The organism is Streptococcus sp. HMSC10A01 (assembly GCF_001807785.1).
Taxonomy (GTDB): domain Bacteria; phylum Bacillota; class Bacilli; order Lactobacillales; family Streptococcaceae; genus Streptococcus; species Streptococcus gordonii.
Window position 1 is genome coordinate 50,064 of record NZ_KV790961.1, and the last position, 12,987, is coordinate 63,050.

General features: G+C 39.5%; 13 protein-coding genes. 8 read left to right on the forward strand and 5 right to left on the reverse strand.

The genetic code is table 11. The features are described 5' to 3' along the window. Positions 1-283: 283 nt before the first annotated feature. The 6 genes from tuf (at position 284) to HMPREF3108_RS00285 (ending at position 5,260) form a co-directional block, all read left to right on the forward strand. Complete coding sequence (tuf, locus tag HMPREF3108_RS00260) at positions 284-1,480, forward strand: elongation factor Tu (RefSeq protein WP_045634647.1); 1,197 nt, start codon at positions 284-286, stop codon at positions 1,478-1,480. A gap of 273 nt (positions 1,481-1,753) precedes the next feature. Then, on the forward strand, positions 1,754-2,512 hold the full coding sequence (gene tpiA, locus HMPREF3108_RS00265) for a triose-phosphate isomerase (protein ID WP_012000225.1): 759 nt from the start codon (positions 1,754-1,756) through the stop codon (positions 2,510-2,512). 129 nt (positions 2,513-2,641) lie between these two features. Further along, entirely contained in the window at positions 2,642-2,875 is a 234-nt protein-coding gene (locus HMPREF3108_RS00270; protein WP_037622338.1) for a DUF1146 family protein, read from the forward strand. Positions 2,876-2,914: 39 nt separating this feature from the next. Beyond that, positions 2,915-4,195, forward strand: a complete 1,281-nt coding sequence (gene murA / locus HMPREF3108_RS00275; protein WP_045634645.1) for a UDP-N-acetylglucosamine 1-carboxyvinyltransferase — start codon at positions 2,915-2,917, stop codon at positions 4,193-4,195. Further along, complete coding sequence (locus tag HMPREF3108_RS00280) at positions 4,188-4,376, forward strand: DNA-directed RNA polymerase subunit beta (protein ID WP_020992673.1); 189 nt, start codon at positions 4,188-4,190, stop codon at positions 4,374-4,376. The genes murA and HMPREF3108_RS00280 overlap by 8 nt, the downstream gene beginning before the upstream one ends. A 44-nt stretch (positions 4,377-4,420) precedes the next feature. Beyond that, on the forward strand, positions 4,421-5,260 hold the full coding sequence (locus tag HMPREF3108_RS00285; RefSeq protein ID WP_045634644.1) for a DNA/RNA non-specific endonuclease: 840 nt from the start codon (positions 4,421-4,423) through the stop codon (positions 5,258-5,260). A gap of 212 nt (positions 5,261-5,472) precedes the next feature. On the opposite strand, the gene HMPREF3108_RS00290 is transcribed toward HMPREF3108_RS00285, so the two are convergent. The 5 genes from HMPREF3108_RS00290 to HMPREF3108_RS00310 form a co-directional block, all read right to left on the reverse strand. Beyond that, positions 5,473-6,174 (reverse strand): alpha/beta hydrolase-fold protein, encoded by a 702-nt coding sequence (locus HMPREF3108_RS00290; RefSeq protein WP_070492845.1) that lies wholly within the window; start codon positions 6,172-6,174, stop codon positions 5,473-5,475. Further along, a complete protein-coding gene (locus HMPREF3108_RS00295) occupies positions 6,155-7,183 on the reverse strand; it encodes an ABC transporter substrate-binding protein (protein ID WP_070492847.1) in 1,029 nt (342 codons plus the stop codon). Before HMPREF3108_RS00295 ends, HMPREF3108_RS00290 begins: the two co-directional genes overlap by 20 nt. Positions 7,184-7,327: 144 nt before the next feature. Then, complete coding sequence (locus tag HMPREF3108_RS00300) at positions 7,328-8,083, reverse strand: ABC transporter ATP-binding protein (protein ID WP_061598661.1); 756 nt, start codon at positions 8,081-8,083, stop codon at positions 7,328-7,330. 1 nt (position 8,084) lies between these two features. Beyond that, positions 8,085-9,131, reverse strand: a complete 1,047-nt coding sequence (locus HMPREF3108_RS00305) for a FecCD family ABC transporter permease (protein WP_070492849.1) — start codon at positions 9,129-9,131, stop codon at positions 8,085-8,087. Between the two features lie 460 nt (positions 9,132-9,591). Next, positions 9,592-10,674 (reverse strand): M24 family metallopeptidase, encoded by a 1,083-nt coding sequence (locus tag HMPREF3108_RS00310; RefSeq protein WP_070492851.1) that lies wholly within the window; start codon positions 10,672-10,674, stop codon positions 9,592-9,594. 164 nt (positions 10,675-10,838) lie between these two features. Between HMPREF3108_RS00310 and ccpA the strand changes: the two genes are divergently transcribed. Together ccpA and HMPREF3108_RS00320 are read left to right on the forward strand one after the other, a co-directional pair. Further along, positions 10,839-11,843, forward strand: coding sequence for a catabolite control protein A (gene ccpA, locus HMPREF3108_RS00315; RefSeq protein WP_008809011.1), 1,005 nt, complete (start codon positions 10,839-10,841; stop codon positions 11,841-11,843). A gap of 144 nt (positions 11,844-11,987) precedes the next feature. After that, positions 11,988-12,986, forward strand: coding sequence for an LTA glycolipid anchor biosynthesis glycosyltransferase, IagA/BgsA family (locus tag HMPREF3108_RS00320; RefSeq protein WP_048778535.1), 999 nt, complete (start codon positions 11,988-11,990; stop codon positions 12,984-12,986). Position 12,987: the final 1 nt, after the last annotated feature.

Sequence of the window (12,987 nt, forward strand, 5' to 3'; positions counted from 1 at the left end):
ATCGGAATTATTTCCGATTTTTTTATAATCGATTAAATCATTTTTGTAGTTTTGTTAAACCATTTAACGAAGTAAGAAGAGAAGCAGCTGATGAGTTTAAGATTATATGCTAGTAGTCAACTTGTCATATACAAGTTGAGCTTTCTGTTAGAAAAGGTTTATTCACAAAAAATGTGTAAAAGGCTTGCATTTTCACTAGAATTTGATAAAATAGTAAGGAAAGTTAGACTGTATTGCCTACTGTCTATCTATAAAATATATTTTATTGGAGGCTTTTACTCAAATGGCAAAAGAAAAATACGATCGTAGTAAACCACACGTTAACATTGGTACTATCGGACACGTTGACCACGGTAAAACTACTTTGACAGCAGCTATCACAACTGTATTGGCACGTCGCTTGCCTTCATCAGTTAACCAACCTAAAGACTATGCGTCTATCGATGCTGCTCCAGAAGAACGCGAACGCGGTATCACAATCAACACTGCACACGTTGAGTACGAAACTGAAAAACGTCACTACGCTCACATCGACGCTCCAGGACACGCGGACTACGTTAAAAACATGATCACTGGTGCCGCTCAAATGGACGGAGCTATCCTTGTAGTAGCTTCAACTGATGGTCCTATGCCACAAACTCGTGAGCACATCCTTCTTTCTCGCCAAGTTGGTGTTAAACACTTGATCGTGTTCATGAACAAAGTTGACTTGGTTGACGATGAAGAATTGCTTGAGTTGGTTGAAATGGAAATCCGTGACCTCTTGTCAGAATACGACTTCCCAGGTGACGATCTTCCAGTTATCCAAGGTTCAGCTCTTAAAGCTCTTGAAGGTGACTCTAAATATGAAGATATCATCATGGAATTGATGAACACTGTTGATGAATACATTCCAGAACCAGAACGCGACACTGACAAACCATTGCTTCTTCCAGTCGAAGACGTATTCTCAATCACTGGACGTGGTACAGTTGCTTCAGGACGTATCGACCGTGGTATCGTTAAAGTCAACGACGAAATCGAAATCGTTGGTATCAAAGAAGAAATCCAAAAAGCAGTTGTTACTGGTGTTGAAATGTTCCGTAAACAGCTTGACGAAGGTCTTGCAGGGGACAACGTAGGTGTGCTTCTCCGTGGTATCCAACGTGATGAAATCGAACGTGGACAAGTTATTGCTAAACCAGGTTCAATCAACCCACACACTAAATTCAAAGGTGAAGTTTATATCCTTACTAAAGAAGAAGGTGGACGTCACACTCCATTCTTCAACAACTACCGTCCACAGTTCTACTTCCGTACAACTGACGTTACAGGTTCAATCGAACTTCCAGCAGGTACTGAAATGGTAATGCCTGGTGATAACGTAACTATCGAAGTTGAATTGATCCACCCAATCGCCGTTGAACAAGGTACTACTTTCTCTATCCGTGAAGGTGGACGTACTGTTGGTTCAGGTATGGTTACAGAAATCGAAGCTTAATTCAATTAAGTTACCAGATTAACAATTTAAGTCAGACACTAAACCCGCTTATGCGGGTTTTTTTATATTTTTTTGAAAGAAGGATTTGTTTACTAATATTCCTAACACCAATGTATTTAGCTTCATAATGGACATATAGCAAGGTCTTTTATAAAATAGAGAGCAGTATTTTAGCCGTTTCAATTTGATAAAAACTTAGCAAGCGCCTTTATTTATTGAGTCAACTGTGATACAATGGAACATGAAAATAAAATGAAAAAAGAGGTATGTGAAATGTCACGTAAACCATTTATCGCTGGTAACTGGAAAATGAACAAAAATCCAGAAGAAGCAAAAGCATTCGTTGAAGCCGTTGCATCAAAACTTCCTTCATCAGACCTTGTTGAAGCAGGTATCGCAGCTCCTGCAGTTGATTTGACAGCTGTTCTTGCTGCTGCTAAAGGTTCAAACCTTAAAGTTGCTGCTCAAAACTGCTACTTTGAAAATTCAGGTGCTTTCACTGGTGAAACTAGCCCACAAGTTTTGAAAGAAATCGGTACAGACTACGTTGTTATCGGTCACTCAGAACGTCGTGACTACTTCCATGAAACTGACGAAGATATTAACAAAAAAGCAAAAGCAATCTTTGCAAACGGTATGCTTCCAATCATTTGTTGCGGTGAGTCACTTGAAACTTACGAAGCTGGTAAAGCTGCTGAATTTGTAGGTGCTCAAGTATCTGCTGCATTGGCTGGATTGACAGCTGAACAAGTTGCTTCAACCGTTATCGCTTATGAGCCAATCTGGGCTATCGGTACTGGTAAATCAGCTTCACAAGACGATGCACAAAAAATGTGTAAAGTTGTTCGTGACGTTGTAGCTGCAGACTTCGGTCAAGAAGTTGCGGACAAAGTTCGTGTTCAATACGGTGGTTCAGTTAAACCTGAGAACGTAGCTTCATACATGGCTTGCCCTGACGTTGACGGTGCCCTTGTTGGTGGAGCTTCACTTGAAGCTGAAAGCTTCTTGGCATTGCTTGACTTTGTTAAATAATGATTAGATATAAGCTTGTTGCTGTAAGGCAACAAGCTTTTTTCTGTTAGAACTTGCTTCAAGAACAAGGCGAGAGGGGATAAGTAAAGGTCATTTCCCATTATTTAGTATTTTTGGTATAATAGGTCTATGATTCAAATAGTTTTTACGCTTAGCAGTCATTTACTATTTATTTTTTTGTCTCATCAGTTATTATCTAGTCTTGTTAACTGGGAGAGGCTCTTGAAAGTAAATGCTGATAATGCTTTAAAAATTCGCTTACTCATTCTATTCTTGAGTATTGCGCTTGGTTATCTGGTTAGTCTTTTTTTCCTAAGTATTTATCAAGTGAGTTTTGATATTTTGAATGGAAACGTAAAATAAGAGAGAAGCTAGAAACAATGAATGAGTAAGGGAGTATATATGGATAAAATTATTATTCAAGGTGGAAATAATCGCTTAGTTGGAACAGTACAAATCGAGGGTGCAAAGAATGCAGTCTTACCTCTTTTGGCTGCAACCGTCTTGGCAAGTAAAGGAAAAACGATTTTAACAAATGTACCTGTCCTTTCAGACGTCTTTACCATGAACAATGTTGTTCGCGGTTTAAATACTACTGTAGACTTCAATCAGGATGAGCATGAGATTGTGGTCGATGCTAGTCAAGATATCACAGAAGAAGCCCCCTATAAGTATGTCAGCAAGATGAGGGCATCTATTGTCGTCCTAGGGCCTATCTTGGCGCGTAATGGACATGCTAAGGTATCAATGCCTGGTGGCTGTACGATTGGAAGTCGTCCAATTGATTTGCATCTGAAAGGTCTTGAAGCAATGGGGGCTGAGATTACTCAGACAGCCGGTTATATTGAAGCAAAAGCAGATAAGTTGCACGGGGCACATATTTATATGGATTTCCCGAGTGTAGGCGCGACTCAGAATATTATGATGGCTGCGACACTGGCTGAAGGGACAACTGTTATTGAAAATGCTGCTAGGGAACCAGAGATTGTTGATCTAGCTGTCTTGCTCAATAAAATGGGGGCTAAGATCCGTGGTGCAGGGACTGAGACCTTAACCATTCTTGGAGTCAAAGAATTAATAGGAACCAAACATAGTGTCGTTCAGGATCGAATTGAAGCGGGAACATTTATGGTTGCTGCTGCTATGACAGGTGGTGATGTTCTGATTCAGGATGCGATTTGGGAACACAATCGTCCTTTGCTAGCTAAGCTACAGGAAATGGGTGTATCAGTAACTGAAGAAGAAGAGGGAATCCGGATTCAATCAGATCTATCTCGCTTAAAAGCCGTTAGTGTTAAAACCCTGCCTCACCCAGGTTTTCCAACGGATATGCAGGCTCAGTTTACTGCCTTGATGACGGTAGTTCGTGGCGAATCAACTATGATTGAGACAGTCTTTGAAAATCGCTTCCAACATTTAGAAGAGATGCGTCGTATGGGCTTGCACTCTGAAATTATGCGGGATACAGCAAGAATTGTTGGAGGGCAGAAGCTTCAAGGAGCAGAGGTCATGTCTACTGACTTAAGGGCTAGTGCGGCCTTAATTTTGACTGGCCTTATCGCTAGTGGGGAAACCAAGGTTAGCAAATTAGAGCATTTAGATCGTGGTTACTATCTTTTCCATGAGAAATTGGCTGCTCTAGGAGCCAACATCAAGCGTGTGAAGGAAGATGACGATGAATGATGAGTTGAAATATGTAGCGAAACAAGTTGGGATTGTTCTCTTAGTGATTTTATTGGGACTCCTTGTCTTTGCTATTGGTTTAGTTATTGGTTATGGTGTGATTGGTGGTGGCGATAATCCTTGGTCCATCTTATCACCTGATAAATGGCAGAGCATTATTAATAAATTCACAGGTAAATAAGGAGTATAGGGCAGTTTGTCCGCTCCTATTTTTATGAGGAAAAAATGAAGAAAAAACAAGAAGAGAAACTCTTTCAGAGCATAGTAGGACTGATTCTGGCACTTGTTCTGATAGCTGGTGCTAATTATTTCTCAAACCATCAGAATCAGGATAACATAAAGTCTAATCCACAGGTTCAAAGAACAGGAAGAAGGGATATCTCAACTCCCGAGCAAGCACTATCTCAGAGTGTGCTGACTGATTCTGTTCGTAAGCAATTAAAAGGCAGCATAGAATGGAATCAGGCAGGTGCTTTTATTATTAATGGCAACAAGACAGACCTGAATGCTGATATTGCCAGTCAGCCTTATGCACAAAATCAAACGAAGTCAGTCCAGGGACAGTTAGTACCAATAATTGGGAACGCACTGCTTTCTAAACAGACTAGACAATACAAAAATCGAGAAGAAACCGGAAACGGGACGACAAGTTGGGTTCCTGCCGGCTGGCATCAGCTGAGAAATCTTACTGGAGATTTTAATCATGCTGTTGATCGAGGGCATTTATTAGCTTATTCTTTAGTCGGAGGCTTAAAGAACTTCGACGCTTCTACAAGCAACCCGGAGAATATCGCTGTTCAAACAGCCTGGGCAAATCAAGCAAACAGCCCTTCGTCTACTGGACAAAATTTTTATGAAAGCTTGATTCGGAAGGCTTTGGATAAAAAGAAGCGAGTTCGTTATCGAGTAACCTTGATTTATGCTAATCCTGATGACTTAATAGCAGCGGGCTCTCATTTAGAAGCAAAGTCTAGCGATGGAAGTCTTGAGTTTAATGTCTTCGTTCCAAATATTCAAACCGGGATTCGTATTAACTATAGAACTGGAGAAGTAACTGTAGAGTAGTTATACTTTAAGACAGAAAAAGCACCAATTTTACCCTACCCTAGTTTTTAGATTATTTCTATCTAAGTCTTAGGGGGAAGTAAATCTGGTGCTTTTTATCATCTTTCTAAAATCAGAAGAGATGAGGGAGGTAGAAGCAGTCTACTTCAATAAAAATTAAAGTGTTTCTCTATATAGTGCCATGATTAGATTAAAGTTTTCAAGAAAGATAGTTAACTAGTTGTTTCTATATTCCAGTTTTGAACTAACCATTTTATAAAGGAATCATATCTTGATTGAAGAGCATCATGATGTCCAGAAGAATCAAAGACAGAGTAAGTGTCAGTTATCTGATTTTGAATGACACTGTGGACCAGTTCGGCATAGAATGGTGCTTTAGCCAAGCGATTAGAATGATGAGCACCTTCTGTCTTTCCATTCTGTAAATAGACTAGACAGTCCTTGTTTTTCAAGTCCTGTGTCTGGCAATAGTCGGTAAAACCTGGGTACCAAAAGGAACCGCAGATAGAAAAGACACAGGGGATCTTGCAGTTGCTATAGAGGCTGTATACAGCAACTAGTCCACCGAGAGAGTAGCCACCATAGGCAATTCTCTTGTCGTCCAGTAGGTAGTGCTGTCTGATTTCTGTTAAAATACCGCTGAAGAGCTTTTGATGGTAACTATCTGCTTTGCCACCAAAATCAGGATTGCCAGGCTTTAGAGCATTGGCTTTCCAGGGTGTAAAATCGTCCAGCCTATTGTTCGGTATCAGTCCAATCAAGATTACCGATGGAGAAAGCTTGCTTAGGTAGTTTATCTGGCCATCATTTAGCAAGATTGCTGGATAAGGTCGTGATCCGTCATAATCTTGGGGCAGAGTAATATTGACAGTGATACCCTCCCAGACAAAGGCCTTATTTATTGATAAAGTCATTGATTTTCTCGAGTGAGTCGATTACAGCAGGACCATAATCCATAAACTCATCATAGGAGATGGTCATAATTTTCTGATTTTTGACCGCTGGGACATCTTCCAGAACTGGATTGGCTTTCATTAGATCAACTGCTTGCTCATCCATGGACTTGTTGCGGTCGCTGGTTACGTAGATGATGAGTTCTGGATCCATAGAAACCAGGTTTTCCAAGGTTAAGCCAGAGGTTCCAGTCGCTACATTGGTATAGCCGAGCTGGTTTAGCAGACTTTCTTGCAGAGCAGATTTATAAGCACCGAAAGTCTCATCGTTATATGCACACATGATGAGCGCTTTTTTCTTTTCTCCTTGGCTAGCCTTATTCGCCTTCTTGACAGTGTCAATTCTTGCCTGTAGCTGGTTGGCATACTGATTGGCCTTATCTTGAACGTTAAAGATGGTTCCTATATTCTTGACATCTTCAACGATATTGCCTAGATCTTGCTTGGTATTGGACAGGGAAGCCTTTTGTGTATAGACAGGGATTTTATTTTCATTCCAGGCACTAACTGTCCCCAGAGATTTTTCGGAAAACATCATGTTTCGTCCAAGAAGAGCGTCTGGCTCATAGGATAGCACAGTTTCTTGTGATACAGTTTTCTTGTCGCCGACCTGCGGAATGGTGGCAATATCAGCCTTGTATTTATCTGTGACGTCGTTGTCTGGATTGAGCATACCAGCAATCTTGTCTTTCAAGCCTAGTTCAATCAAGATTTCGGTCGTCGAAAGATTGTTGGTGATGACCTTTTCCGGTGCCTTTTCAAAGACCTGATCAATCTCCTTGCCTTCGGCATCGTAGGTTTTGATTGTCACTGGATATTTTGTCTCTGCTGTGCTCTTTTTCGCGTTTTGTGTTTTTGAGGAAGATTGCGAAGTTGAGCTTTCTTTCGTACTTTCCTTAGATGAGGAATTGCAGGCTACCATTGTCAGTGCAGCTGTTGAGACGAGTAAGATACTGAGAGTTTTTTTCATATACATTTCCTTTCATGTGTTGTGAATATAGCTAGATTAGGCTAAGGTTTTCAAAAAGTGGCTATCCAAAAGTTTCCATTAATTATAAGAAAGTCACATTGGAAACAATTTTTTCTTCAACTATTCATCTCTGAAAATAGTTTCTTAGAGATACTGAATCATTGCTTGTTGATCGCTGGTCCAAGCGACCTTGCTTTGAACACCATAAATGACTTGCAGTGATTCTTGACAAATTACTTCTTCAGGGATGCCTTGGTATTGGATTTCACCTCCTTTCATAAGATACAGATAATCTGAGTAGCGACAGGCTAATTGAATATCGTGTAGAACAGCCAATACGTTGATATCTAAGTCTTTAACAATACTTAGAATATCCAGCTGGTATTTGATATCCAGATGATTGGTAGGCTCGTCTAGGAGTAGCAAGCTTGGTTGCTGGGCTAGAGCTCTAGCCAACAAGACTCTTTGCTTTTCTCCTCCAGATAGGGAGGAGTAGGAGCGTTTGGCTTTGTCAGCCATGTCTACTTTAAGTAAAGATTGGTGAACCAAGTCATAATCTTCTTCTTGTTCCCTCTGTAAAAAAGATAGGTGGGGGATTCGCCCCAGTAACACGATTTCCTCAACAGTGGTGTCAAATTGCAACTGGTTAAATTGACTGAGAACTGCCATGCCTTTAGCGGTAGATTTTAAACTCAAATTTTTTAATGGACTTCCGTTTAAAAAAATCCTACCACTGTCTGGTTTAATTTGACGATATATAGTCTTCAATAGGGTTGTTTTACCGCAGCCGTTGGGTCCAAGAATAGTGTGGAATTTTCTCCCTTCGACTTTTAGAGAAATGCCATTTAAAATTTTTTTCTGGCCAATTGAATAGTGAATATCTTCGCAAATTAGATCCATCTCAACTAAGCATCTCCTTTCGACTTTTAGCAACCATATAGATAAAAAAGGGAGCTCCTACTAAAGCGGTAAAAATACCAATCGGAAGTTCAGAGTTTTTTATTAAAATCCTGGAAAAAACATCGGCCCAAAGAATAAAGAGGGCTCCAAGAAGGCTGGCTATGGGTAAGATTTCTTTATAATTGCTTCCTATTAGGGCTCTGGCTAAATGAGGAGTGATCAATCCTACAAAACCAATAATTCCACAAGACGCTACTAGCATAGCAGTGATAATCGCGACAATAGTGATATAAAGATACCAATAAAAGCGTAAGGGCACACCCAATGTTAAAGCAATTTCTTCCCCCATCGTCATGGCGTTAAAAATTCGATATTGAGACCAAAAGAACAAAAGGGAAAGACTGACAATGAAAGCAGGAAAAGTTAGATTCGACCAAGATGCCCCTGCCAGAGAACCCATAGTCCAAAATTTGATAGTCAAGGCGCTATCAGCATTGGCGCCAAGAGAAATGATAAAATTAGCAAAGGCAATAAAGAGGGCGTTAACTACTGTACCGGAAAGAATCAGACTGGATGTTGTCGACTTTCCTTGTATAGTCGCAATTAGTAAAACAGCAGCAGTTGCTAGAAGTGCTCCCGTAAAAGCAGCAACTCCAGTGAAGGCTTTAAGGCCTAAAATGATACTGAGTGTAGCTCCAAAAGTAGCTCCTGAAGAAATCCCCAGAATGTAAGGTTCGGCAATGGGATTGTTGACTGTGGACTGCATCACACACCCGCAGATAGAAAGTCCAGATCCTGCAATAATGGCAAGGAGTACTCTTGGGACTCGCATATTCCATATGATTGCGATACTTGATTTGGAAAGGTTACCAATATCTGAGAACCAGCCTAGCTTACTGAACACAATCCGGTAAGTATCTAACAAATTGATTTTAACAGCTCCTAAAGAAACTGATAAAAACAACGAAAAAAGTAAAAATATAATGAGAAATAGTAAGAGAGTAAGATAGAGAAGATAGCCTCTACTTTTGACTTTCTTGACGGACATAGATGGCTCCTTAAAACGAAAGTAAATTAGAATATTCTGACAATTTAATGAAATTATAACATTTTAAAAAAAGAAGGGCAAGGGAAGACATGATTTGATACGTTAATCATTTATTCATTTAAAAAATTTCATCAAATGGTTGTCGACTGTTTTTCAGGATTCTTATTTTTTAGAAAAAAAGCCCAAACAATAGAGTTCAGGCTTGTAATTGCTGTTTCAAAGTGAGGACAATGAGGATCCAGAAAGTGCCAAAAAAATTTCATCCAATAACGAATAGAAACAAAGAAAAAGTAATCTTTCATTTGCAAGTAAAGTCCAGAGACAGAAGTCTATAGTTTATGTCTTCGTTCCGAGTATTCAAATTGGAATTCGTCTCAACTATAGAACTTGGCGGAGTAACAGTAGACTAAGTAGATGTCAAACTAGTAAAAAAGCACCGCAATGGGCGCCTTTTGTTATTCTAATCAAAGTAGAGCAAGTCCTTGCTAGTTTCAGTGAAGAGTTCAAATCCGTTTTTAGTGACATAACCACAATCTTCGATGCGGACACCGACCTTGCCAGGAATGTAAATACCAGGTTCAACAGAGAAGCACATACCTTCTTCAATAACCATGTCATTACCTTCCATGATAGATGGAAATTCATGAACATCCATACCGATACCATGGCCAAGACGGTGGTTGAAATACTCACCATAACCAGCTTTTTCGATAACTTGTCGAGCAGCCCGGTCTACTTCATGGGCTGTTACACCTGGTTTGATAAAGTCAAGTGCAGCTTGCTGGGCTTCTAGAGTTAGATGGTAGATATCTTTTTTGAACTGGTCAGGTTGGCCAACCGCAACGGTCCGTGTCATATCACTAGCATAGCCATTAACCATACATCCTAGGTCAAAGAGTAGGAGAGCATTGTTTTCAATTTTGTTTGCTCCTGGAATACCATGAGGATTGGCTGCATTATTTCCAGTTAGGACCATAGTTTCAAAACTCATTTCATAGCCTTCTTGCTTGATGGCGAAATCAATCTGAGCAATGATGTCTGTTTCAGTTTTATTTAAAGAAATATTGTCAAAACCAATGTTAACGGCTTTGTCAGCATATTGGCCTGCTACAAACATTTTTTGGATTTCATCGGCAGACTTAATCAGGCGCATCCGTTGAATAAATGGTGTAAGGTTTGTAAATTCAGCCTGTTCAAAGACAGTCTTCAAACCGTGATATTTAGTTAAAATTAGGTTATCAAATTCAACAGCCACAGCTTTAACCCCTTCGACCGGTAGGGAAGCCTTAATTTTGTTCCAAGGGTTTTCAGAATCTACATAACCTACTACAGGAAAAGAAACGGTACTAGAAGCACGCTCTACTTCTAAAGCGGGAACAAAGAGTAGAGGTTCTTGATCTGTGAAGACAAAGAGAAACATTTGACGTTCATGAGGGTCACTATAAAATCCGGTTAAGTAATGAATTGTGACTGGATCTGAAATGATTGCAGCGTCTTTTTTCTCATTTTCAAGAAAACTACGAATTTGATTCAATTTTGTCATAATGAAACCTTCTTTCTATGCCTCTATTTTGGCAAAAAATGGCTAAAAAAGCAAGAGTTTTCAAATAAACTCATCAAAATGCTTGAAAGTGTTTCCAAGAAGTGATAAAATGTTCTTGGTAGGAATATGAAAACGTTATTTTCAAATTTAGGAAAGGAAACAATATGAACACAGACGATACAGTAACCATTTATGATGTCGCCCGTGAAGCAGGGGTTTCTATGGCGACAGTTAGTCGTGTAGTTAATGGAAACAAGAATGTAAAAGAAAACACACGAAAAAAAGTTTTGGAAGTAATTGATCGCCTTGATTATCGTCCAAATGCAGTGGCTCGCGGTTTGGCTAGCAAGAAGACTACAACAGTTGGAGTCGTGATTCCAAGCATTACAAATAGTTATTTCTCAACACTAGCAAAAGGAATTGATGATATTGCTGAGATGTATAAATACAATATCGTCCTAGCAAACAGCGATGAGGATGATGATAAGGAAGTTTCAGTTGTAAACACTCTCTTTTCGAAACAAGTAGATGGTATTATCTTTATGGGTTACCACCTTACTGAAAAGATTCGTTCAGAATTTTCACGCTCACGCACGCCGGTTGTCTTAGCTGGAACTATTGATGTGGAGCACCAATTGCCAAGTGTTAATATAGATTATAAACAGGCTACAATTGATGCTATCACATTCCTTGCTAAGCGCAATAAAAAAATTGCTTTTGTATGCGGACCTTTAGTTGATGATATCAATGGGAAAGTACGCTTATCCGGTTATAAAACGGCTCTTAAGAGTAAAAAGCTGTCATACAGCGAAGGTCTTGTTTTTGAGTCTAAGTATAGCTATGATGATGGCTATAATTTAGCTGAAAGAGTAATTGCTTCTAAAGCAACGGCTGCTTTTGTTACAGGTGATGAGCTGGCAGCTGGTCTTTTAAACGGACTAGCTGATCGCGGAGTAAAAATTCCAGAGGATTTTGAAATTATCACTAGCGATGATTCACAAATATCTCGCTATACACGTCCAAATTTGTCAACTATCAGCCAGCCTTTATATGATTTAGGTGCTATTAGTATGCGTATGCTGACTAAGATTATGCACAAAGAAGAGTTGGAAGAACGTGAAGTTGTTCTGTCTCATGGTATTTACGAACGGGACTCAACTAGAAAATAAAAGTTAAAGTCACCATTTGGTGGCTTTTTTTGTATGCAGTTTGAGGCTACTTATTGGCAAGAAAAGCAATAGGATTGAGAGATCCATACCTGCTTTTGCCATTTAAAGTTTAATTTTTTTCTGCTTTCAGGTATAATAGTATTTATGAAAGTTTTATTGTATTTAGAAGGAAAATCAGTGCTAGAAAAATCTGGTATTGGTCGAGCTTTGCAACACCAAATGCATGCCTTGGACCTAGCTGGTATTCCGTATACGACAGATATTTTAGGTGATTATGATGTGGTCCATATTAATACTTACGGGCCAAGAAGCTTGCTTCTCTTGCACGCTGCTAAGAGACATGGGAAGAAGGTTATTATGCATGGCCATTCTACCAAGGAGGATTTTCAGAATTCTTTTATTGGGTCAAATTTATTTGCACCGTTATTTGGTAAGTATCTGGCTCATATGTATCAAAAGGCTGACTTTGTTATTACACCGTCAGAGTATTCTAAAAAGCTTATTGCAGGCTACGGGGTAACGACACCGATTATTGCTGTTTCAAACGGTATAGATCTTGGAAAATACCAAGCAGATCCTAAAAAAGAAAAGGTTTTTAGAGAACATTTTCAGGTTAAGGAAGGCCAAAAGGTTGTTGTCTGTGCAGGCCTCTATTTTAAGCGAAAAGGAATAGAAGACTTTGTTGAAGTGGCTAGAAGGATGCCTGATGTTCGTTTTATTTGGCTAGGTTCGATCAATAAGTGGTTGATCCCTGCTTCAATTCGTAGATTAGTAGAAAAAGATCATCCTTCTAATGTGGAGTTTCCTGGCTATTTTAAGGGAGCAGTTTTTCAAGGAGCTATGTCAGGAAGTGATGCCTTCTTTTTCCCATCCTACGAAGAGACAGAAGGTATTGTGGTCTTGGAAGCCCTAGCTAGCAAGCAACATGTTGTCCTTCGAGATATTCCTGTGTATGAGGGATGGATTAGCGAAGAATCTGCTGAGCTTTGTCATAATGTTGATGAATTTGTTGAGTCACTTCGAAAGGTTCTAGACGGTCAAGTTGATAAACGTGAAGCTGGTTATCGAGTGGCTCAAAGTCGTTCAATTGATGATGTAGCCTATCAGCTAGTAGAAGCCTATCGAAAAGTATTGGAGATGTAAT